Source organism: Leptospira perolatii, from assembly GCF_002811875.1.
In the GTDB taxonomy this organism is placed as follows: Bacteria; Spirochaetota; Leptospiria; order Leptospirales; family Leptospiraceae; genus Leptospira_B; species Leptospira_B perolatii.
Map to the genome: position 1 here is coordinate 276223 of NZ_NPDZ01000003.1, position 22958 is coordinate 299180.

Annotated in this window: 20 protein-coding genes and 1 pseudogene; 7 read left to right on the forward strand and 14 right to left on the reverse strand. The window is 44.1% G+C overall.

All coding sequences use genetic code 11. The annotated features are described in order from the left end of the window. Nucleotides 1-98: 98 nt before the first annotated feature. From hemN to CH373_RS07475, 9 genes are all read right to left on the reverse strand, one after another. Nucleotides 99-1448: an oxygen-independent coproporphyrinogen III oxidase gene (hemN, locus tag CH373_RS07430; protein ID WP_100712751.1), complete on the reverse strand. Its 1350-nt coding sequence runs from the start codon at nucleotides 1446-1448 to the stop codon at nucleotides 99-101. Further along, complete coding sequence (locus CH373_RS07435) at nucleotides 1445-2467, reverse strand: uroporphyrinogen decarboxylase family protein (protein WP_100712752.1); 1023 nt, start codon at nucleotides 2465-2467, stop codon at nucleotides 1445-1447. The genes hemN and CH373_RS07435 overlap by 4 nt, the downstream gene beginning before the upstream one ends. Beyond that, the gene (locus tag CH373_RS07440; protein WP_100712753.1) at nucleotides 2457-3152 is read right to left on the reverse strand and encodes a response regulator transcription factor; all 696 of its coding nucleotides are present in this window, start codon (nucleotides 3150-3152) and stop codon (nucleotides 2457-2459) included. The genes CH373_RS07435 and CH373_RS07440 overlap by 11 nt, the downstream gene beginning before the upstream one ends. Next, nucleotides 3142-4080, reverse strand: coding sequence for a sensor histidine kinase (locus CH373_RS07445; protein ID WP_100712754.1), 939 nt, complete (start codon nucleotides 4078-4080; stop codon nucleotides 3142-3144). Before CH373_RS07445 ends, CH373_RS07440 begins: the two co-directional genes overlap by 11 nt. A gap of 37 nt (nucleotides 4081-4117) precedes the next feature. Beyond that, nucleotides 4118-5419: a glutamate-1-semialdehyde 2,1-aminomutase gene (gene hemL, locus CH373_RS07450; protein ID WP_100712755.1), complete on the reverse strand. Its 1302-nt coding sequence runs from the start codon at nucleotides 5417-5419 to the stop codon at nucleotides 4118-4120. Then, entirely contained in the window at nucleotides 5416-6387 is a 972-nt protein-coding gene (hemB, locus tag CH373_RS07455; RefSeq protein ID WP_100712756.1) for a porphobilinogen synthase, read from the reverse strand. Before hemB ends, hemL begins: the two co-directional genes overlap by 4 nt. After that, nucleotides 6384-7949: a hydroxymethylbilane synthase gene (locus CH373_RS07460; RefSeq protein ID WP_100712757.1), complete on the reverse strand. Its 1566-nt coding sequence runs from the start codon at nucleotides 7947-7949 to the stop codon at nucleotides 6384-6386. Before CH373_RS07460 ends, hemB begins: the two co-directional genes overlap by 4 nt. Then, on the reverse strand, nucleotides 7934-8827 hold the full coding sequence (locus CH373_RS07465; protein ID WP_100712758.1) for a glutamyl-tRNA reductase: 894 nt from the start codon (nucleotides 8825-8827) through the stop codon (nucleotides 7934-7936). Before CH373_RS07465 ends, CH373_RS07460 begins: the two co-directional genes overlap by 16 nt. 328 nt (nucleotides 8828-9155) lie before the next feature. Continuing rightward, nucleotides 9156-10040: an HAD hydrolase family protein gene (locus CH373_RS07475; RefSeq protein WP_100712759.1), complete on the reverse strand. Its 885-nt coding sequence runs from the start codon at nucleotides 10038-10040 to the stop codon at nucleotides 9156-9158. A 63-nt stretch (nucleotides 10041-10103) separates the two neighbouring features. Here CH373_RS07475 and CH373_RS07480 point away from each other — a divergent pair, with 63 nt between their 5' ends. Continuing rightward, complete coding sequence (locus tag CH373_RS07480) at nucleotides 10104-10925, forward strand: menaquinone biosynthesis family protein (protein ID WP_100712947.1); 822 nt, start codon at nucleotides 10104-10106, stop codon at nucleotides 10923-10925. A gap of 44 nt (nucleotides 10926-10969) precedes the next feature. Here the strand turns inward: CH373_RS07480 and metF are convergent, their stop codons facing one another. The 5 genes from metF to CH373_RS07510 all read right to left on the reverse strand — a co-directional run bounded on the left by metF (nucleotide 10970) and on the right by CH373_RS07510 (nucleotide 17382). Then, a complete protein-coding gene (metF, locus tag CH373_RS07485) occupies nucleotides 10970-11851 on the reverse strand; it encodes a methylenetetrahydrofolate reductase [NAD(P)H] (protein ID WP_100712760.1) in 882 nt (293 codons plus the stop codon). 37 nt (nucleotides 11852-11888) lie between these two features. Then, nucleotides 11889-14396, reverse strand: a complete 2508-nt coding sequence (locus CH373_RS07490) for a discoidin domain-containing protein (RefSeq protein ID WP_100712948.1) — start codon at nucleotides 14394-14396, stop codon at nucleotides 11889-11891. A gap of 31 nt (nucleotides 14397-14427) precedes the next feature. Next, complete coding sequence (locus tag CH373_RS07495; protein WP_100712761.1) at nucleotides 14428-15327, reverse strand: helix-turn-helix domain-containing protein; 900 nt, start codon at nucleotides 15325-15327, stop codon at nucleotides 14428-14430. A 470-nt stretch (nucleotides 15328-15797) separates the two neighbouring features. Continuing rightward, nucleotides 15798-16646, reverse strand: coding sequence for a ParB/RepB/Spo0J family partition protein (locus CH373_RS07505; RefSeq protein ID WP_100712762.1), 849 nt, complete (start codon nucleotides 16644-16646; stop codon nucleotides 15798-15800). Further along, entirely contained in the window at nucleotides 16630-17382 is a 753-nt protein-coding gene (locus CH373_RS07510; RefSeq protein WP_100712763.1) for a ParA family protein, read from the reverse strand. The genes CH373_RS07505 and CH373_RS07510 overlap by 17 nt, the downstream gene beginning before the upstream one ends. A 354-nt stretch (nucleotides 17383-17736) precedes the next feature. On the opposite strand from CH373_RS07510, the gene CH373_RS07515 reads away from it, so the two are divergent. The 6 genes and pseudogenes from CH373_RS07515 to CH373_RS07540 all read left to right on the forward strand — a co-directional run bounded on the left by CH373_RS07515 (nucleotide 17737) and on the right by CH373_RS07540 (nucleotide 22725). Further along, entirely contained in the window at nucleotides 17737-19116 is a 1380-nt protein-coding gene (locus CH373_RS07515; RefSeq protein ID WP_100712949.1) for a helix-turn-helix domain-containing protein, read from the forward strand. A 5-nt stretch (nucleotides 19117-19121) separates the two neighbouring features. Next, nucleotides 19122-20153: a hypothetical protein gene (locus tag CH373_RS07520; protein ID WP_100712764.1), complete on the forward strand. Its 1032-nt coding sequence runs from the start codon at nucleotides 19122-19124 to the stop codon at nucleotides 20151-20153. 94 nt (nucleotides 20154-20247) lie between these two features. Next, nucleotides 20248-21237, forward strand: a complete 990-nt coding sequence (locus CH373_RS07525; RefSeq protein WP_125169895.1) for a hypothetical protein — start codon at nucleotides 20248-20250, stop codon at nucleotides 21235-21237. 12 nt (nucleotides 21238-21249) lie between these two features. Next, nucleotides 21250-21534, forward strand: a pseudogene (locus CH373_RS07530) (hypothetical protein); the annotation flags it as partial. 719 nt (nucleotides 21535-22253) lie between these two features. Next, nucleotides 22254-22382 carry a hypothetical protein gene (locus CH373_RS18875; RefSeq protein ID WP_279305862.1) on the forward strand — a complete coding sequence of 43 codons (129 nt, stop codon included), beginning with the start codon at nucleotides 22254-22256 and terminating at the stop codon, nucleotides 22380-22382. A 127-nt stretch (nucleotides 22383-22509) separates the two neighbouring features. Further along, on the forward strand, nucleotides 22510-22725 hold the full coding sequence (locus CH373_RS07540) for a hypothetical protein (protein WP_100712767.1): 216 nt from the start codon (nucleotides 22510-22512) through the stop codon (nucleotides 22723-22725). The last annotated feature ends 233 nt before the right edge of the window (nucleotides 22726-22958 follow it).

Below are 22958 nucleotides of genomic sequence, written 5' to 3' on the forward strand. Positions count from 1 at the left end.
TGGACTTAAAAATTGATTATTTCTAGCGTTTTTAGGCTAATAACTCCTTCTAAAATACAAGGGTTTTACTCCACTTTACCGATTCTAAATTCTGAATTTCAAATCGACTGAGAGAAAACTTTTGCTTCGGGACTTTTCCTACGGAGACGAAGATCCAAACCGGTGCAAACGTTGCGAAGAAAAGGTTTTCCAGCCTCTGTGATTGTCAGAGTTTTCCCTTTCCACTCGATTAGATTATCGTCTTCCATAGTCGCCAAATACAGTTTCACATCTTCGAAAATTTCCTCCGGAAGAGCAGCGCTTCCAGTAGTAGAAAGAGCCAATATTAAGGCCCTCTGACGAAGATCTTCCTCGTTTAATTTATGTCCCCTGAGCAACGCATGACCATCTTCTGAAATCCTTCTCTGGTATTTTTTCAAAATTTTCTCATTCTGATAAAAACAATCCCAGGTATCCGAAATTGCGGACACTCCTAAGCCCAAAAGTAGGTCGGTTGTTCTGGTAGTATAGCCCATAAAATTCCGATGCAACGTACCATCGACCGACGCTAAATACAAGGAGTCGTCGGAAAGGGCAAAATGGTCCATTCCAATTTCCTTATATCCCGCATTGATAAACATTTCTCTACCGATCTCGTATAACTCGCGTTTTTCGGCGCCCTTGGGCAAATCCTCTTCCGTGAATAATCTTTGAGCAGCCTTGATCCAAGGAACATGTGCATAGCTGTAAAAAGCAATTCTATCTGGCCTCAAGGCCAATGTTTTTTGAATTGTTTCTTCGATACTCTTGCTCGTTTGCTTTGGTAATCCGTAGATCAGGTCAAAATTTACAGAATTGTAACCTAGTTTTCTCGCACCTTCAGTGATTCCCGCGGTCAATTCGTAAGGCTGGATTCGATTCACCAACCTTTGCACTTCTGAATCGAAATCCTGGACTCCGAGACTGATTCTCTTAAATCCGAAATCTTTGAGCAAATCTAGTTGGGTCAACCTAGTGCGTCTAGGATCCACTTCGATGGAAAACTCAGGAGACTCTGCAATCGTCAACGCACTCAAAATCGGCTTTAAGATAGACTCCAAGTTTTTCTCGGACAAATAAGTAGGCGAGCCTCCGCCCAAATGCAATTCTCGTAATTCCCTTTTTCCAAGCTCCGGAACAGCCTTTAAATAATTTGAATATTCGGTTAACAAAGATTCGACGTACGGCTCTTCGACGGAGTGATTCTTTGTAATCGATGTATTGCATCCACAAAACGAACATAAAGTTTCGCAAAATGGGATATGCAGATACAAGGCGAGGGAAGAGCCAACTGGTTGAATTCGATTTCGAATAGACGAAATCCATTCTTCGCGAGTAGGATCCGATTCCCAATAAGGCACCGTAGGATAACTAGTGTACCGAGGTGCAGGTACATCATACTTTCCGATTAGGCTCAGTTCCGATTTCATTGGAATACCTCTCTCACTGTTTCTACGAATGTTCTGACGTTTTCTTCCGGTGTTTTTGGAAGCACTCCATGGCCTAGGCCGCAGATCCAACCGGTTCTTCTTTCCGGCGATAGTTCTAGGAAAGGATGTAACCACTTTAGTAAATAATGACGAAATTCTGCGGGCTCTAAGAACAACATCGCCTGATCAAAATTTCCCTGAACAAAATGTTTGCCGTTTCCCAAAAATTGGGGGAGCTCCCACCGGTGATCCAACCCGAATCCGAGCAATCCTTCGACTGAGGTTAAAAGTTCGAGGCTTCCTTTGGGAAGAGCTTTCGCATAATAACCAATTTTTCCCGGAAAAGTTTTAATCAACTCTCGAACGGGAGGTAGAATAAAATCTTTAAAGAAGGAAGGAGAAGCGTCACCTCCGGCAGTGTCGAAGATCATTACGATCTCGGCGCCCCCCTCTAACTGCAGCCGAATATTCTCTTTTAATAAAGGAACTAACTTCTTATAAAAACCTTCTCTGAGGAGGGAGGCAACTTTGGGTTGGACAAGATTTCCATCATGTTTTCCTAAATTCGCATAGCAAAACAGAGTCCACGGTCCTCCGATAAAGCCGATTAAGGAGCGATCGGAAGGAATTTTCTTTCTGGTAAGCTGCATCGCCTCTTTTTGAAATTTCAAAAAATCCACGGCTTCCTCTAAGATATGAAATCGAGCAAGGTCTCCTGGATGTTCCAAGTGCCAGCCCAAGCGAGGTCCATCTTCTCCAAATCTTAAGCCCATTCCCAAAGCTTCTAAAGGGAAAAGTATATCCGAAAATAAAATCGCGGCATCGAAACCAAAATCGTCGACTGGTCCAAAAGCGACCTCAGCCGAAAGCTCAGGCACTTTGCAAAGTTCTTCAAAAGAATATTTCTTTCGCAAGTTTTGATAGTGCGAATGGTATCTTCCGGCTTGGCGCATCATCCAAATCGGAGGAATAGATTGTTTTTTTAAAGCAAGTGCATTGCCGAATCTCTCATTGTGCATTCCTCAGTTCTCCAGTCCATTGGTAGCCTACGCCTCGAACAGAACGAATCGCTTCTTCACCTTTTTCATCGAAGGCCTGGCGTAATCTTACAATGGAATTATCTATAGTTCTATTTGTAGGGAATCGTTCTTCTCCCCATAATTTATCTAGTATTTCGTCTCTGCTAATCGCTCTATCCCTTTCTTCGACGAGCAAACTTAACAGTGCGCAGTCTCTCTTCGACAATCGGATCTCTTCTCCATTCGGCTTACGGATAGAATAGCCGAAAAAGTCCAGAGTATACCCTTCATAAATGAAGCGACTTGATTTCAATTGATGCTTGTGAGATTCGAGTACGTGCTTTACTCTAATTAACAATTCCTTTAAATGAAATGGCTTCGGAATAAACTCTTCAGCTCCAAGCTCAAATCCCCGCAATCTCTCTGGAGCTCCAGAATGTGCAGTTAAAAATAAAAATGGAGGACAATCCTTTCGCTCTTTTAACTCCTGAGCTAACTCGAAACCGTCTCCGTCCGGAAGTCGAACATCTAACAGAATCAAGTCGAGAGCAGAATCTGAGGCTAAAACTTTCGCAGATTGGGCGGATACGGTCCAAACGATCTCGTACCCCTCTTTTTCCAATCTCTCCTTCAGAGTTTCCCCCAGAGATCGATCATCCTCAACTAATAAAAGTTTAGCTTTCACGACCTTCGCCCTCTAGGGTCGTGTCGGAGGAGGGTAGGGTCCACTGAGCCCAAAACCCGCCAGATGGAGAATTTCCGACAGAAAATGTTCCATTCATTTTTTCTAATAATTGCCGAATGATGTAGAGGCCAATTCCTGTGCCACTCGTGCTTGTGTGTCTAAAAAAAGGTCTTCCTAAATTCTGAAGATCTCCGGCAAATCCCTTCCCATTATCCACAAACTCGAATTCTACTCGATTGCCACCTATCATTCTAGAACTAATTTTAACTTCGGTAGCTGAGCCGTGCTGCAGAGAGTTCTCCAGCAAATTCTTAATTACGCTCTCAAGCGCCCTACGATCCGCTCGGACTCTTTTAACCTTCCAATCGGTACGAATCTGTAGTTCTCCCCAGTCTTCTCTCAAACTGCTCTCTAATTCTGACAAATCAGTTTCTTCTAGATACAGACCTTCTGATCTCATCAGACTAGCGAGATACATTGCCTTGTTCATCTGGGATTCAATTCGAACTGAATCCTTCAATAGTCGAACCAAGAGGCGATCTTTTGCCGGATCCAGTCTTTCCTCCAACAAGCTTTCGGCTTGAAGCCTAAGACTCGCAAGAGGGGTTTTCATTTCATGAGTGACAGTAGAGAAAAAATCATGAATCAGCTTGTTCCTTTGGTCTTCCCGAAAGGTGAGCCAGACTAAAGTAACGCCGCCGACGGTTAGAAGCACAAGAAAGAAGGCACCTTCCATCTTGATCATCCTGCTCTGACGATCCAATTTTTCTAATACTTCGGCTTTCACATTCGTTTGCAGATGTCCTGCCAACTCGGAGGCAAACCGATTTTGTTTTAGACCTAGAAAAAACCACCAGACGCCGAGCGAAACTGTGGTAATGAGCCAAAGCACAGGTAGAAGAATTTTTCTCAAATTAGATAACAACATACGATTTGCCTAAATTGAACTTCCTTCTCTTCTAAGTTTAAGCTTTTTTAAAAGAAGCCTCTGCTTTTTCCAAGGTCTGAGCTATAATCTCCGAAGTGTGGGCCAAGCTTAAAAAGCCTACCTCGTAGCCGGATGGCGCCAGATACACTCCTTCCCCCAGAAGCAAATGGAAGACCTTTGCAAAAGCTTCCTTATGACCATTCGGAATCGAATCTACAGTCCGAATTGGGCTTGCACTCTTTCTGTGGAACCAAAACAGGGAGCCTTGAGTCGTGCAGGCCCACTCAGATTCTACATCATATTTTCTGAATATAGAAAGTAACCCTTGAGTCAGCTGAAGTGTCTTTTCCTCCAATGAGGCATAGACATTATCTCGTTCACATTTTTTTAAGGTAGCTAGACCAGCCCTCATCCCAAACGGATTCGCGCTCAAGGTGCCCGCCTGATAGACCGGTCCTTGTGGAGCGACTAAGTCCAGGAATTCCGCCTTACCTGCGTAAGCTCCCACCGGAAATCCACCTCCGATAATTTTTCCATAGGTGACCAAGTCCGGTTCGATTCCTAGCATTCCGCTCATACCGGTTAGACCCATCCTAAAACCGCTAATTACCTCGTCAAAGATCAATAGCGCTCCGTGCTTTTTCGCAACCGATGCAAGCTTTTGTAGGAATTCCTTCCTTTGTACCAAAAGCCCATAATTCGCTGGCAGAGGTTCGATAATAACCGCAGCGATATTCTTTCCTTCTTTGGAAAAAAGCTCTTCGACAAGATTTTCATTATCCAAGGGCAAAACTAAAGTATTTCGAATCATCTCGGATCCAATTCCTGCGCTGTCCGAGGAAGATTCTCCCGCTAACCCAGAACCTGCCTTCACCAAAAGTGCATCCAAGTGCCCGTGATAACATCCATCGAATTTCAAAATCTTATCTCTGCCAGTTGCCGCCTTCGCTACTCTAAGCGCGCTCATCACAGCTTCTGTACCGCTGTTTACAAATCTGATTTTCTCTACCCAGGGAATTTTACTCACAATCCATTCAGCGAGCTCCAAGGAATAAGGCTCCGCGGCTCCGAAGCTCCAAGCAGTTTCCACAGTCTGCTTAACCACTTCTTCAATTTCAGGATCTCTGTGACCCAAAATCAGAGGTCCAAAACTAAGACAATAGTCTAGGTAGCTTTTCCCTTCTACATCGGTGAGAACTGCGCCTTGGGCAGATTTAAAAAAAACAGGATTCCCTCCAACCGAGCGAAAAGACCGAACAGGGGAGTGCACACCTCCCGGGGAAACCTTCTTTGATCTTTCAAAAAGTTCTTTTGATGTAATTGTCTGAGAGACAGTCATGAGAATATTTCCTTTCCTCTTCTTGCGGCGTAGGTGATTAAATAAGAAGCCCCGGCTCGCGAGAATACATTCCAAGTTTCTAATAAACCATCTTCAAATTTACAAAATCCGTTTTGCGCGAGCATCGCTAGAGATGCGTATTCGCCGCTTACTTGATAAGCTCCAACCGGAAGCCCAGTTTTGTCCCGAATCGGCTGAATTAAATCGATAGAAGTAATGCCGGGTTTTACCATCAATAGATCCGCGCCTTCTTGCGCGTCTCGAATCGATGAGAGAATCGAATCTTCCCTATTTCGAACATCTATTTGGTAGGAAGACCTATCTCCGTGCCCCGGAGCAGATTCTGCGGCTTCGCGGAACGGCCCGTAAAAGTTGCTTTTGAATTTCGTAGAATAGCTCATCACCGGAACGTGAGCAAAGCCGTTCTGGTCCAAGATTTTCCTGTGACTAGCAACTCGGCCGTCCATCATATCCGAAGGTGAAATTCCGTCCGCGCCAGATTGCGCATAACAGAGAGCGATATCCGACAAACGCACTACGGAACTTGCATTATCGATCTCGCCCTTCTTGCCCAAAAGCCCGCAATGTCCGTGAGTCGTCAAAGAACAAAGACAAGTATCCAACCAAAGAAAAATCTCCGGAAATCTTTGCTTAATTCCACCGATTGCACTTTCATAAAACGATTTAGGAATCGAATCGTTTGATTTTGTTCCCGGTACTAAAAAAAGAAGAAAATGCTTCACTCCTGATTTCAGGTCGAATTCTATCTGGGCCAGCACCGATTCCTTGGAATCACGGTATACCCCGGGAAGAGATTGCATCTCCTCTCTTTCTTTCAGGGATTCGCTTACAAAAATAGGCTGTATAAGCTTTTTTGCATTTAAAGATTCGGAAGAAAGCAAATCACGGAGCTGAGGAAGCGTCCGATTTCTGCGCAGCTCCAATCCATAAGAAGATTGTAATGTCATTTCGATCCTTGTTTGGAAGAAAATAAAAGTTGCTCTCCCTTGCAGGCATGCACCCAGGACTCGTAATTCGGAAAAGCATAGACCTTAGCTTCATTCCCTAATGTTTTCTTAATGATTTTATAAGTAGACCCTGCACCGCAAGAGTGCACTTTGTCAGAGATACCGGGATTAGATCGCAAAGCTCTTTCAAACTGGGAACCGCTCATCCAAAAGAAATGAGTAAATTTAGAAAGATCCGGCTGCTTTTCGCTAAACTCCACTTTATAGGTAGGGTATCTCTCCCAAACACCTTCCGCTATTTCGCTGTCCTCGTGAGTTAGTTTAACAAATTTCGGAACCCTACCGAGCAGAGTATCAATACTTGTAGCATTTTCTTCGCCGATTCCATCCGTTGAACTGTGAACCCAAAAGTCTCTACTAGCCAACTTCTTCCAGGTTTTTGTACCCGCGACTGACAGTATTGTATCGGGATTCGGAGGAGTCCAAGAGTCCGGAATTGCATCCGCCTTTGATACAAACCATTCCTTAGCTGCCGGAGGGGAAGATGAGAGGGGGACCCTTCGCAGTTCGAAGCCTTGCTTGGGCTGAGGAAAAACATCTTCCCAAGAATTAGGACGCGGAAATGCACTGCGATTTTCCAAGCGAACATTCGAATTCAGCACTTCTCCAGAGTCCGATTTTCCCCTCAGAAAAAGATAGGTTTCTTCCTCGACGTTGATGCAAGCCACACCGATTTTCTGGTGACAACCGCCTCCAAAGTAGGAAAGAATCTTTCTTTCTTCGATCACATTCTTCTCTTCTGAATGCATTCTCAAAGGAGCTAAATAAGAAAGAACTTTAGAATCACCCGACCTATATTCGGCAGCAAGCGCACCTTGAGCAGGAGCATTCGGATTTACCGAAAGCGGAAGGATCATGAATAAATTTTCATCTAAAACTGAACGTAAATAATTTCGTATTTCAGAATATTCTGATTCTTGCGAAAAGGAAAAATTGTCAGCCAGGAGCCTGTCTAATGCCGCCTTCGCGACCACGATGCCCGAGACTCCAGAATCTTCTAACCACTTACGAACCCTAGTCTGGACATTTCCACGCACCGGTCGAAACTCCAACGGCTTCCCTTGCAATCTGGCAGGCAACGCATAAGAGAGAAATCCTGTCAGATTATATTCGCGCCTCGGAGAAGAAGAATGAATTCTCAGAAGCTCCGGAGGTTCCAAAAAAGAGGATTTCTTCCAAAGTAAAACATCTCTTTGGTCCGCTCTAGGAAGCGCCATTACAATCTCAGTTCCAGGATGTCCTTCTAGATCCAGGTCCTTGTAAGAGTGAACCACTAAGTCAACGTTGCCATCGACCAATTCTTTTGTAAGGTCCTGAGTAAAAACTCCTCGAGTGCCCATTTTCCAAAGAGGAGTACTGAGATCTTGGTCTCCGCTGGCTTCTTTGAAAAAAAGGTCGATTTTCAAATCCGGGTGCGCCTTTAACAGCGCGTCTCGGACCAGAAGAGATTGCAGTTTTGCTAAAGTACTTTTTCTAGATCCAATTCTTAGAACGAAGGACAAGGTAGGTCTTCCCAACCGAATACAAATTGCCGCGGTTCATACTCGCGGTCTTCCAGTAATCTTTCTATCACGGAATTTAATTCCAGTTTTGTTTTATGAGTTCTTGCTTCGGTCTCTTTTAAAGAAGAAAGCATTTCCGCAAAGGAAATATATCGGACTCCCTCCGGCCAGGATTTCTCCAGGACCTCTTCTCTAAAATCCAAGACTAGACTACCGGGCTCTAAATATTTCATCCAATCCTCAAGATCGATCGGTGCTGCAATTACCCAAGCTTCCTGGGCAGGTTGCCAATCTGATAATAAAACTGCCTTGCAAGGATGAGCGTTTGAAAGTGAAAGCAATCGATTCGGATTTCTACCGACTAAATTCACGGTACGATCTGACTTTCTCAGCCAGGGTAGCATTTTCTCGGCGAGTTGACCTGTTCCAATCATGGAAACGGAGTGAGATTTTGGAAGGAACTCAGACAAATATTTGTGAGCCAGACCACCATAGGACTGCTCTCCTAAATTTTGCAAATACCCAGATCTCAATTCGCGTGAATCTTCGATCAGATTATCTCTTAACTTTGCGAGATATTCTCCAAATGCGGAGGAGGGGAGTTCTCCGTTCTTAAATCTTTCTTTGAACTGAGCTAAAACTTCCGTTTCTCCAAAAAGTTTAGAACGCAACCCGGAGACAATTTCCAAAAGAAGTCGATACGCTTCGAAACCAGTTCTTACTTCCCAAGAAGACGAGACAGAAATAAATTCTGGATGCAAACGAGAATCTGTCACCCAAATGGTCCGCATGCAAGTTTTCCATAAAAAAGCATCCGAGGAAAACAAGGCTTCTTTCTGGTTCGTTTCAGAATGATAGACTTTTAGCGTGGACCACATCTCTACCAAAGATCATACAGAAATCCCGGCTCGATTTGTCAAAATACTGTCAGAGCCTCTGGAAAATATTACTGTTGCCCTAACTGAGATCCAATTTCAAAATGGAAATATGACCTGGGACACGAACACACAAGATACCGTTGTATATTTGATCGTTGGAATTACGTGCCTCAGGCTTCTTTTCCCACTTGTGTCGAGCTTCTCGGATCTCTTCCGAAAAAATAGCGAGGAAGAAACCAAGTTTGGCTGTTACGACTCGGCTTGCGCCTCTTGCCAGACGGTTCCCCCCGTATCCAAAGAACGCCGCTCCGATGACCCTCGCAAGTTATTAAGGAAAACCTAATACCCCAAGTTCGAGCAGAGTCATCGCGATTCCGTCTTCGTCATTAGAGTAACGCGTATGATACTTGGAGTTTTCTTTTAACGATAAAATCGCATTTTTCATCGCAAACCCGAGTCCGCAGCCGGACAACATCTCCAAGTCGTTCTTCTCGTCTCCAAAAGATATCACACCTTCCGAATGGAGCATTTCGGATTCCAAGAAAGAGCAGATAGCAGACCACTTGGAAGCTCCTTTTTCCAAGACTTCCAAACAATACGAAACTCCCGGAATCATAGTAATCACGGTTCTGTATTCAATTGCCTCGGGTAACGCCAAAAGCGAAATTTCCAAATTCATTAATTCTTCTTTATCCAAGGACAGAAAACAAACTACCAAGGCCCGATCTGCACCGTGATCGTTACAGTCTCTCACCACTCTAGACCTGACCAAATCTCCGTTCGCATAATTATGAAACCTAGGATCGGTAATCGGAATCTCAGAAACAAAATCGATCCCTTCTTCAAAATAGTCCACATGCAGAATCGGAGTAAATCCGGCCCTCTTTGCTACTTCGGTCACTGCCGAAACCGCAGAGGAAGAAATATATACTTCTGAAATTCTAGCAGCATCCGGAGCAGACCGTAGAACCTGCCCGTTGTTTGAAACTACCAAAACTCTCCCCTTAAACTCAAGGGCGTAAGGAAGAGCACTGGAAAATCTCCTCCCAGTTGCAATGATCACATTTTTTCCCTGATCCATCGCTGATTGCAAGATGTAGTGATTTAAGGTCGAGATGGAAGCACGGGAATTCAAAAGCGTGCCGTCCAAATCTACAGCTATCGTATGTATTTTCTCTAAAAACCCGAACTCTTTTTCTGATGGGAATTTCATGTGCGACTACCCTACGATTATTTTTTTCGTTTCCAAGAACTTCCAGAAAGTTTTGCTGTAAGTATGGAATTAAGTTTAGCATATTCCCCCTGCCCAAACGACACTTTCATCTTCTACCATCTCATTTCGGGGAAAACAAATTCTGCCCTCAAGATTCGGGAAGAATTGTTTGATGTGGAAAACTTAAATCAATTTGCAAAAGAGGGGAGGTTCCATTCCACCAAGCTCTCCTTTGCGGCTTACTTCCACGTTGCAGATCGATACGCATTGTTGGACAGCGGCTCCGCCTTAGGCAGAAACTGTGGCCCACTAATTGTAAAACGAAAGGGAAATAAAGCGAATGCCCCAAAAGGGAAAAAAATTCTCGTACCTGGACTATGGACTACTGCAAACCTACTGTTGCATCTTTATCTTCAGGGAGACTATGAGCCAGTACCGATGCGATACGATTTAATTTTGGACCATGTCAAAAACGGTGAAGCAGATTTCGGGGTATTGATTCATGAAGAAAGATTTACCTACGAAAAAAGAGACATGGAAAAAGTAAGAGATCTAGGAGAATGGTGGGAAGAATACAGCGGAGCACCCATCCCCTTAGGATGCATAGCAGTGCGGAGAGATATAGAAGAATCTGTGCGCCAAGAATTGGATAGAGCTTTGAAGGAGAGTATTGACCTCGCCTTTAAAAACAGAGAGAGCACTTATCAATACATTTTCCAACATTCTCAAGATACTACAAAAGAAGTCGTTGATTCCCATATCAATCTCTATGTAAATCAATACACCAAATCCTTGGGCGAAGAGGGGAGAAAGGCAATTTCTCTGCTGTACAAAGAATCACTCCGAACAGGATTGGTTCCCCAAGGTAGAGAGCTATTCGTTTAACAAAAGCACTCCAAGCTTAGCGCGAAAGCACAATCAATTTGTAATCAACTATAGATCGACTGCAGCTGCTTTACAATATCGTAACTCGCGTGCGACTGATTCAAAGTATACAAGTGTATTCCCTGAGCTCCGTTGTCCAAAAGCTCTCTACATTGCCGCACACTAAACCGAACGCTTCTTTTATAAAATTCTGCAGGATTTTCCTTCACTTGTTCCAAGTCGACCAAAAACTCAGGCGGAAACTCGCAAGCCGCCATACTTCTAAATCTCTCGATCTGGCTAAAAGAGGTGATCGGCATGATTCCTGGAATCACAGGCACAGAGATTCCTTTTTGCCGAACCAAAGAAAGAAACGATTCAAACTTTTCATTCATAAAGAAAAGCTGTGTGACAAGGTAATCCGCACCGGAATCCACCTTTTTCTTTAGCATATCTACGTCTTCATCAAGGTCCGGAGCCTCCGGATGTTTTTCCGGATAACAGGCGCCTCCAATACAAAAATCGAAACCCTCTTTTTTGATAAACGAAATCAACTCGCTCGCATTTCCAAAACCGCCAGGAGTTTTTTGAAAAACACCTTCTCCTTTTGGAGGATCGCCGCGTAGCGCCATTAAATTCCGTATTCCGACAGATTCTATTTCCTGCAAAATTTCACGGATTTGGTCCTTATCCCCGCCAACGCAAGTGAAATGGGCAGCCGCAGAAAGTTTAAATTTGTTCGCAAGATCAGAAGTTAACCTGATCGTTTTATCTCTCGTAGAGCCCCCAGCGCCGTAAGTAACTGTAATATACCCCGGGCTAACAGCAGAAAGCTCCTCTACGGTTTCATAAAGTTTTTGCTCACCTTCCTCCGTTTTAGGAGGAAAGAACTCGAAAGAAAATACCGGCCCTTTCGCTTCGTTATATATATCTAGGATCTTTTTCATTTTTTCCTTATATTCAGAATTCCTACTTTTCTTTCGATCAATTGCAAGTCAGCAGCACTTGGATTTGTCCGCGACCATTTTTTTGCGTCCCCAAAGACTTGGCTACAAGTGCGCCAGGCTTCAGATTTTCTGCTGCCACTTTCACGGCGTGGCCGCTAGTCAGCCCGGAGATCAAGAGGTCTCCAGGTTGCACTGGATACGATTGCGCTTCTACATTTGCAGAAACTACCCCGGAGATCGCAACGAGCCAGAATCCATCCATTTGGCCTCTTTCTCCTAGTACCATTGCCGCCGATTTTACGGCAACGCCGATAATGTTTGTAGCTCCTGCTTGTTTTGACTTCCTGAGCTTTCCATCTTCGCTCATAGACAACCAGTCTCCTTCCGAAATCACATCAGAAGTATGTACCGGAAAAAACTTTGCGATGCAATCCTCTCCATTTCCAGAATGGAGATACACTGTGCCTATAAAATCGGAATCTCCTTCCGCAAGCAACGCCTTGCCAGAGCCGGTTTCATTTAAGGAAGGAATTCCTTTCCCGCTCGCGTATATTGCGTATCCGGATCTAGAATGGAACCACCCTCCGAATCCTCTTTTCGCTAAGCCAAGAACTCCGGCAGAATCGCGATCACCAGAAGAACTGTCTCCTCTTGCACCGAACTTTTCTCCGTAAGCTAGAACACCTACAAACTTTCCTGTTCCTACAATCCCGGAACCCTTATCGCTTTCGTTCTTGGCGTACACGATTCCGAAACTTTCTGGAGGAGGGGAAATATTCATGTAAGGAGCTTCAACTGATCCTTTCAAACGCAGGAACCCAGAATGGGAACTGAAATCATGATGCAAAGGCGCGTAATCGTGATTATGCGGCTTCGGATCTCTCGAATCCGAAAGTCTAGGGTCGTCAGAGGAAACTGCATGATTTGGAATAGATTTACCTTTTGGTGCCAAGGCCAAAATTCCAGGATACTCTGTTGTTCCGGCACGCAGTCTTTCATCGCTCCCTTGGACAACTACTCCTTCTTTAGATTCTCCTGATCTAGCCAATTGCACGATCCCGTAGCTCTGCGCAGTGGCGACTTTTAGTCGTTTATCATTTCCTTGCACTGCGCATTCCGCAGATTCTTCTCCATTAGAAGCAAAACGTAAGATTCCGGGAGCTTCTGTAGTTGCCCGTCTCAGCCTTGGATCATCCGAGGTAACCACTTTTCCAGGATTCGCCTCTCCAGGTGAAGCTAGCTGAACCAATCCGAATTTATGGGGGGAAGCATGTTTTAATCGGTCGTCGTTTCCCTGGACCGCAACTCCTTCTTTTGTTTCGCCGTTCTCTGCTAACTCCACAATCCCGGGGGAAGAAGTGCTGGCGTTTTTCAATCGGTCATCATTCCCCTGGACAACTCTATCTGCCCGATTTTCGCCATTCATCGCGAGCCTTGTCAGGCCATACGTAGTTTCGGTTGCATGCTTCAATCTACGATCGTTGGATTGAACGACTGCACCTTCTTTCTCCTCGCCATCCGATGCGAGTTCTACGATTCCTTTATATTCCGTACTGGAATCTCTCAGCCTTCTATCATTTGCCTGAACCGCGGCACCTTCAGAAGTTTCTCCGTCCACTGCTAATCGAACCAAGCCAGAACGTAGAACTGTAGCATATGGGAGAGGTGCGGCAGTAGGCTTGTGGGTCAAATCGCTCAGATACGGAGCTGCATATAGCTCGACCTCTGCGATTCTCGTGGAGTATTTTTCTTTTCCCTGGATTTTCCTAGGTCTAGCTACTAATTTTAAAAATCGAATATTTGCGGGCAAGAACCTCCACTGATACCAAACCCCGAGTTCAGATAAGAACTGATTCTCCTCGAGTAGTTGGTTCCAAGTCAGATCATCTTCGCTGTAGTAAACAGTAAACGTTTCCGGAAAATTTGCCGGTGAATCCTTAGGCGTTAAAAGTCTCAATTCGTTCACCCTGCCTATCGAGCCCAAGTCGACCAAAAAAAATTCTTCTTTCGGCTGCGAAGATTCTTGCGATGCCCAACCATAATCTGGGCGTTCATCTATCAAATTTTCTTTAACCCAAAAACGATCCCTTTCCGAGCTAACATCAATCTTTACGATCCCAGAAACACCAACTTCTAGAGCGCCGATGGCCACTTTGAATTTTGATCCATCCTTGACCGAGACCTTACTCACAAGCTTGAGAAATCTTGCTTGGACCAAAGAAAAATTCCATTGTCCGATTTTTCGATTCAATCGACTAAAGCCGGCCTCTTGCAAAATCGGCTCCCAAATTTTCCCGTCCAAAGAAATCTCGAATCGAAATGTATCTGGAAAAAATGAAGCAATGGATTCAGAAGAATGCAATCTGATCTGATTGAAACAAGAATCTTCTCCAAGAGAAAGAGTGAGAACCGAGACACCTGGTGCATCCAAGCTCTCCGAAAAACCAAGTAACTTTCCTTCCTTAAGGTCATACGTTCCCTTAGTCCGCACTTCTTTGATTTTAACCGGTTGTGGGTGGCTAATCCGAATGGATTCTTTATTCATAGAGTAGGTTAGTTCCTTCATTTCTCCGAAATTAGGCCTTGATTCGATTTTCCTCTGGCTTGGCAGAAAATATAACCAGTATCGATGGATAGATTTTGTCTGTGAAGTACTTTGTTACGATCATTCGAAGAGACTCTGGTAGGGGATCCAGCACAAACAAAGTGCGCCCATCCGGCTGCACTTGCAGTCTTTCCAAAATATCGACACTAGATTTAGATAATGACTCTCTGCACCACTCCAGGAACCCAAACCAAGAAGCGTCTTTTCCTCCCAAAGTACCAGTAGCCCTTTCGGCTCCCGGGTGCTCAAAATTGGGCCTGTCTGTCTTCGCCGCAGTCAAATTTCTGCAAATCCCTCGTATATAAAATAAATTTGCCTCTTGTCTTTGGGCTTTTGCGATCTCAATCGCCTCTGTCAAAATAGAAGTCCCAAATTCCTGGGACAGTAGGTCCAAAGATAACTTATTCTCTTTTGGCTTCTGAATAGGTTTTTGGTTCTGGGTATTATGGATAGTTATATTAATGTTGTTTGGGGCTCCTAATTGTCCCCCCTCGGGTGTCGCCTTTCCTACCTCTGGATGTTCCGTCGATCCACCCCTATGGTATCCAGCGGTATACCCCTGAGGTGGAATTTTGGAACCGGGGTAGTTGAAGCAAAAATAATACATAGAATTCTTGTGCCCGGTCCCTGGCACGACTTGAAGAAGACCTGCTTTGACTAGGTCTCTCTTTCCTTCTATGATCGATTTCTTTGTTTTAAATCCGGTTAGGCGGAGCAGCATTTCCGTGCTTGGCCAGACTGGCTTAAAGTTCTGGTCGCTAAATTTAAGCAGGACTAGATAAAGAGTCTTCGCGGCCGCAGATAACTGGGCCCAGAGCCCGGATTCTATAATGTCCGATACGAATTTTATGTATGGATAATGGTCGCCCATAGCTCGGATCCTTTTGCTTCCCGGATAGCAAACCAATTAATTTTAAGCAAAAAATCCGAAGGTAGTTGACATTATCTGACATAAGGTTACTTATGTCTCATCCAACAACATTCCTTCGGGAAGGTCCGGCCCCTGGAATCACCAGGGGAGTTTTTTTCTTTGCCGGACTTACGCATGGAGAACCCTTTTCTCGCCGGGAAGAGAAAATAAGTACTACATTTCCGTTTAGAATATTATGTCACATCGTAGCCAAGTTTCCGTGGCTGTCAATCTCATTGGTCTCTTTCTCGCCCGTCCCAGTAAAAATCTTTTACTAAGTACCCGCTAGTCATGTTTCTCGGGGCTGTTATAAATAAAAATTGATGATTCTCTTAATGTTCATTGTTAAACGAATTAAGAAAATATAAATTATCTCTTAAGAGCGATGGGTAGCGCTGAGGTCTCCCCGCTCATCTCGAGATGTATGCTGCCTATTTACCGAATTTCTTCCCGATTTCTTTTCGGACTAATTTATATATTTCTTGGAGAAGGTCCTCGTTGTCTGAATGGATCTGGATGATAGATCCTTTTTTCGAAATTTTATAGCCTAGGTTGGGGGAGGTCGCATTCGCACTCTTGGGATTTGACTTTAAAGGGAGACCAGGATTTACGAAAGGAAGTTCCTCCGTCTTGTTGAAGGACTTGGCATCTTTTACGGTTTTTAGCTCGCCTGAAAGAAATCTGTCTAAGAATTCTTTGAATGTTCCTTTTTTGGAAGCAGAAGCAGCTTGGACCAGTAGATTTTTCGAGTCCATGCCTGCGTCTCTACAGGACCGGATCTCGTCTTTTGGCATCGCCGCGATTCCTAAAATTTCGGTCATATAGCTTCTGCTTTTTCCAAACAAGTTTCCTAGCTCTTGGTCGGTATAAGAAAACGTCGTTTTCAAATGAGACATCGCTTCGACCTCTTCGTAGGGAGAAAGGTTTTCCCTCTGCAGGTTTTCAATGATTGCCAAGCGGAACGTTTCTTTCTCGTCCTTATCCAGGATTTTGCATTCGATTTCTTGCCACTTCAGGGAAGTTGCTGCGTGAAATCTTCTTTCTCCTGCGATGATTGTATAGTGTTCGTCTTCGGTTTGTTTGGTGACTAAAATCGGCTGAAGGAGTCCGTCTTTCTCCAGGCTTTGTGCGAGCTCTTCTATTCCTTTCTTTCTTTCTTGTCTGGGTTGATTTTCCGAAGGACGGATTTTCTCCATCCGTATCTTCCTAACGGTGCCTTCTAATCGTTCTGCTTGAAAGACATCTGCAAGTGTTCCTAAGCGTTTACTTTTGGAGCTCATGTAAAAATTCCTCTATAAAGCCTTCGTATTCTTGGGCCTGCCTACTAGATTTGTTGTAATCGTAAACAGACTTCTTAGCCAAGTGGGATTCTCCTACGGCAACGCCATCTGAGATGCTATTTTCAAAAATCCTAAAGTACTTTGTCAGCACGGGTACGATTGTTTTTGTAAGGAGGGTTTGTGGCTTGAGCTGGGTTACCAATGCTCCTAGTATTTCTAGGGATGGGTTGATTCTCTTTTTGATGCTGCTTATCGTTTGTTGCAATCCCAGAATTCCATCCACTGAGAATTTCTCAGCTTGCAAAGGAATGATTACATAATTAGAGGCTACTAAGGCATTGATTGTAAATATCGAAAGACTTGGTGGGCAATCGATCACACAAAAATCAAAATCCTTTTCGAGGTCCATAATCGCATCACGTAAAATATAAGGCGCCTCTACATTTGCTGCAGCAGTCTCTGCTTCTGCCAAAGTCAATCGAGAAGGAGCAATAATTAGATTGTTCACATGGGTAGGGACCATGATGTCTTTTACTTTTGCTTTCGTTTGAAAGATATTGTACATCGATTTTTCGATAGCTTCGGGGTTCAGAAAAATTCCGGTAGAATTTGCCTGTGGATCTATGTCGATGAGCAGAGTTCTTTTTCCTCTGCGGGCAAGACCCCAAGCCAGATTTAATGAGGTGGTAGTCTTTCCTTCGCCACCTTTTTGGTTTGCAATGGATACAATAATCATGCTAATCCCTTCTATTCAATTGTCGGATGTCCGACATATCATCCTTTACTCCGGGTAAATCCCCTTTCACCTTGCGCCCAAAAATTTCGAAAAAAAGACAGTGAGATTTTCTCGGGACGCTTTCGCATTCGCGAATATGGTTTTGATTTTGTGCCAGGCTTTAGTAGTCATTCAGAAGAATGCTGAAGCGACTTCAACCAATTCTCTAAAAACCCAAAAATTATGTGGCAAACCGGAACAGTGGGCTTGAAAACAATCCGCCTCTTTGGATGCAGAGACCGCATAGCCTGTGGAGCTGTAAGCATGTCGGATGTCCGACATGAACGAGGGTCGTACGGGTACATGGTTGACAGAATGCTTAATTTTAAACATTTTCCCAAAATGGATTCCTCGGCAAAGGAGCTTTTTTTTGGAAAACCTTCGGTAGAAGATTTGCGCTACCTTTTGCCATTGGCCTTGCCGGATCTGATTCGTTCTATGGGCGCCGGACCAGGTTTGGTCACTCTGGCGTCCTTGTCAGAAATCGATGTGCTTGAAGAAGTCGCGTCTTGGGGTTATGAAGAGGAAGGTTTTTTTTATCCATTTCTTGCCAAGGGCTCGCTTGTCAGGACTCAACTGGAAACTTCAGACGCTCCTTTCTTTTTTTCTGACGAAGCGCCCGAATCAGTCACATTTTATAAAAGAGAATCTGTAGGTTGCCTACTTTGTCCAATTCAATCTAGTAATGGATTGGCTGGCTTCATCCTCCTGGAGATTTCTATGCCTCCGGCAGATTTTCAATTGATTCAACTTGGGTTATTTTGCCAAAAATTATCCAGTATTCTTGAGCCGGTCTACCCTAAGGCAAAGCCTATTCTTTCGGCTGCCTCAGCTACTCGGGGCAAAAAGATTTTGGATCTGGGCGAAGTTCTATTTTCTCTCATTCAAGATCCAAATGGAAATATTTCTAAATTTGAGAAAGACGGCGTGCTGGCAATAGTTGGTCCGAGAGCGTCCGGAAAAAAGGCGATCGCAAAATGGATTCATCGGTCTCAGTTGCCCGGAAAGGGCGTACTTGTTCTGAGTACAATTCCGGAAGGCTCGGCCAAAATTGAACGATCTCTGAAGGAGTGGGGGGGTATGACTCCCGGAGGCACTTTGATCTTTGATCATATCAGCGATTTTTCTTTGGTCCAACAAAGAGCTATTTATGAATTTGTTATTAGCCAAAAAGAGAGATCGAAAGTAATTCTGCTTCAAAATTCAGAGCAGGTTTTTCGGGAGGAATTTCCCCTTTTTAAAAGTCTCTTGGATATGTGCTCGTTGAGTCTACCGACTTGGCAACAGCTCACTTTTCTTAAAAAGCAGGAACTGATTGTTTGCCTTTTTGGAGAAGTAAAAGAGGCATTAGGAAGAAGGGATTTGATTCTAGTGGAAAAAGCGATTCAACAGATTTCAGATCAGAAAATCCTATCGAACCTGGAAGAAGTAAGAAACTCAATCGAGGCAGCAGTTCTGTTGGCGTCGGGGAGTGAAATTAGTGAACTGGAAATGAAGTCTAGCGAGTTGCAAAAAGGCCTCTCCTTGCCGGAGCCGGAGGACTTAGATCTACGGAAAGCAGTGGAAGCTGTAGAAAGACAAAAGATCCTTTTGGCTCATAAGCTTTTCGGGGGGAATCAAATTCGCATGGCTAAGGCCTTGCAAATCTCCAGAGGTTCGTTACAATACAAGCTCAGAAATTTTGGTATAGGGTAACTACATTGGAACTCGACTCCTTGTACGAAGAGAGAAAAACGCCGGGTGGATTTCTCGTAAAAGTCAGGTTAGCGAAAATGACATACGTAGTCTTTTCGCCAAAGGGCCCTGAGGTTCCGAAGGGTTCAAAAAATCAATCGATTGTAGTGCCTGTACCAAAAGTTGCATTCTTGGGGGGAGAATTTGACCTGTCCCACTTTAGATTAGGCGAACTGAGTTTTGTGAATGTTCGTCAGGGCAAATTAGTAATTCCTTATCAGCATAGCCATTCCGGAAACGAGGTTCGGACTGTTTTTTTGAGCAGCGGCAGCGAATGCGACATTCTTCCGGTCATTGTTCACCACCACCTCGGGATCGATGATTTCTTGAAGTCTAAAGAAACCGGGGAAGAAGTCGCCTATTTGATTTTAGATGAAATGTTCCCTAGGCAAGACCTAGTCTCCTTGAAGATTCGTTTTCCTTCTCTGAATATGCTGATTATTAAGAGAAAGGTTGCGCAAAAAATTGAGCCCGATTCTGGCGTTCCGGTTTTGAAGGAAGAATTAGAAAAATCACTTAGGGAAGATTCGAGCGTAGTCGATTTCAACAAGGTCAGAGCTACAGACCTGATTGAAAAAGGGAATTTGAATATGCATTCAATGAATCCGGTTTTTCTTGCTCGGGTTCATCTCAGAAAAATGGAAATAGAAAAAGTCAAACAGCTGCTTTTTGACTTCCATTTGAAGCCCGAAGAAGTTGTTTTCATCCGTACTTTCTTAGATGTTATGATTCGGAACGAATTTAACAAAGAAGAGCTAAAATCCTGGACGAATAAATTAAGAATTCTTGATGAAGGGTTTCGTCTGGCAGGACTCATTCTGGAGATGAAAGAAAGTGAATTCGAGGCAGAGTTAGACAAAGGATTTTCTAAGGAAACTTCCAGCATGGTGTATGCTCTTTTGGAAAAAGAACAAGAGAGGGCGGGAGAAAAAGAGCAGGAAATCATCCTGTGGGAATGGAAACTAAGAGTGAAAAGGCTCTTTCGAAAAACCGCCTAAATCCTAGAAAAACTGCAAAAAAAGCTTCCTTTTTTGGGAAAAACAGCTAATTTACCCCTAATTAGCGATGAAATCTCGTAGCGGACATAAGAATTTGGCACGATTGTTGCTTATCTGGGCCTGCCTCAGTGCCCCTGTCCTTGGTGCGAGTGAATTACTGGACCGAAGGTCCGAAGTTCAATTTCTTCCCTCCGTTGTTGCTGGGATCAAAGCAGGTAATAATTTTAATTCTGAATCTTTGGAAAAAATTCATCAACAAGAAGTGGAGTCGGTTCTCGCGAAAGAACAGATTTCCGCTTTAAATTCAGAAGCTAATTCTATCTACTCGGAAAGTCTTGAGGACTTGCTGAGGGATTCGCGGCCACAAAAGGCTGAAAAAAAGTTCCTCAGTAAAGATACAAATTCCTTCTCTAAAGAAAAGGTGGAAGAAATTTCGAAGAAAATTGTTCTCCCGATTTTCCTTTCTGAAAGTAGGGAAGAGATTTGTTCTAGGTCTTCCGATTTTTCTGTAAGATTCTCTCAATCCGTTCTCTTCGTCTTTAATTTGTCTCAAGGTCCAAGCCGGATTTCGGTCGACCGACTTAGTGAGATCAATCCATCGACTTCGAGTCTTCTTTCTGCCGGTGTGGCGGGAGCTATTTTTGTAGGTCCTTCCAAAATTGGAACCCTAAATGACTCAGCTTCTCATAGTATCTCCCGGCATTTTCCGGAGAAAAGATTTGTACTGGTTCCAACCTATCGAATCACCAAAAACAATCGGGAAATTACAACAGTTGCGCATTCGGTGGAAAGGGGTCCGTTCTCTGGGTTGTTGTCCGGCCCCTGGAGCCAAGGGGTGTCTGCCGCGGCTAGGGACTGGGGAACGGGGATTTGGGAAGGCATGCTTTCCAGGGACCGGTCTGCTCTCACGCTCAAAAAGGATGCGAACGCAGTTCTTTTCTATCTGAGTAGAGAGATTGCGAACAAAGTGGAAACTACAACTCTTCCTGAAGGCAATGCTGTGGCCATAACAGAGAGGTTCGCAGCGCTTATTCCTGGAGCCTTTTTAAATCTTAGAAATTCTTGTGATTTCTACCTCCTTTGAAATCTTGAACAAATGGCTGTAAAAGTGAAGCGTACGTCGTTTCAAAAATTGCTCAATGCAATGAAGAAACTGACCTTAGAGGTCAATGATTACGAAATCTGCCGTAGACTCGAAACTCTTATGGCGACGAGCAAGGAGGATTTGAATCAGTCCGTTGTCCGCGCTCTGCTAGAAAATCCACAAGACTTTGATCCGAAATCAGTGCCCGAGCCATTCGCCCAGTACGTTAGGCATTTTCTGTACATGGTAAAAAGAAATAAGAAACAAGGGCTAGATATTAATTTCGAATCTGGAGTCCTCGCTAAGGGCCACAAACCCGGATCTAGTCCTCGCAAAGTTGCCCTAAAAGCAAAAAAGGCTTAAAAGCACATTTCCGCCCTGTGCGCCATACAGGAGGAAATGTCTGCCCAGAAAACGAATCCCTCCTGTTGCTAAGTATCCAACCATCGGCATTTAAGAAAGAGAGTCGGCACTACTAGCCGTAGAACCGGCTTCTCGCGACGCGATTGCGGCACTTATCGATTCGCCCAAAATTGAGCAGTAAGGGCGGGCCTAAGCGCCTTTCCCGATTTCTCCACAGCGCAAGAAAAGGGCAGATATGGCGTCTGCCGGGCCTTTCGGAGGGCCTAAATTCAGCATGTTTTCGCGGTTTTCGGATAAAAAGCAGGGGAGGTCCGGATGTCCCGTAGCCGGGAATAGGCGGAAATTCCGGTACAAATAGAGGTAGAACCGGTTGACAGGCTATTTCAAGCAAGCCAGGTTCCGCCCAATTTTAATCACAATCAGAGAGAATTCGGGCGCGTTTAGGAAAAAAGAATGCATCTTATTCCGGGGTGGGCAGAAGCCTCCGCCCATATCCGGGCGAAAAGTGGAAGGGGAAAGAGAAGTGCCGAAAAAAGCTAAGCTTCCTCGCGATCTCGAATATCTGCGCAAACCTTCGAGCGGGTTCGGTAATGCAAAAACAAATGAAATACGGCCATCAAAAGGCAGGAAAAGTCCGGGGGAAAAGAAACTGCATGAGGAAAGAGCTCCATCTGGCCGAATCCAGGACGGTTAGGCAGCAGGAAGAAAAATTGATGGTTTCGATGATTTTGGTGCAAGAAAACGAACCGAAAAACAGATACAGGCCTTCTGGATGGTTTTAGGCTTGGGGTTTCTGCAAAAAAAGACCAAATTTCTGTCGTTATGTCATGTGTAGGCTTATTTCCTCCGCATGTAAGGCTGGCATCTTTCTGCTTGATCGTATGGCCTTCTGCACGATGATAATCCGAAATGGCAGAAGTAATCAAGCTGAGAGTTAAATGCCACGCCTGCTCAAATTTAATCGAAGGTTCGGCTAAGTATGGGAGCGGGCATTACGTGCCGGAAGGCGTAGACTTTGATTTTATAGCAATCGGGAAAGTAGATACACCTAAAGGCAGAAGAGTGAAGGCCGAGATCGTTGCGATTTGCCCGAATTGCGGAGTAAAATGCAAATGGACGATTTAAAAGGGCCTTTGGAATGTATCACGAGTGATTAAAATTAATCAGTAATTCAAATTATGCTTAAAATTATGCAGGACTACGAATTGAATTACTTGATAGGTTGATTAAAATTGGACATTTTTGAAATGAAATCGCAGTGATTTAAGCATTTGATTAGAAATAGGCTTAATTTATTCTAACATTTGAATATTTGGATTAAAAATAATCCGAAATTTAAGAATTTAGACTGAATTTAC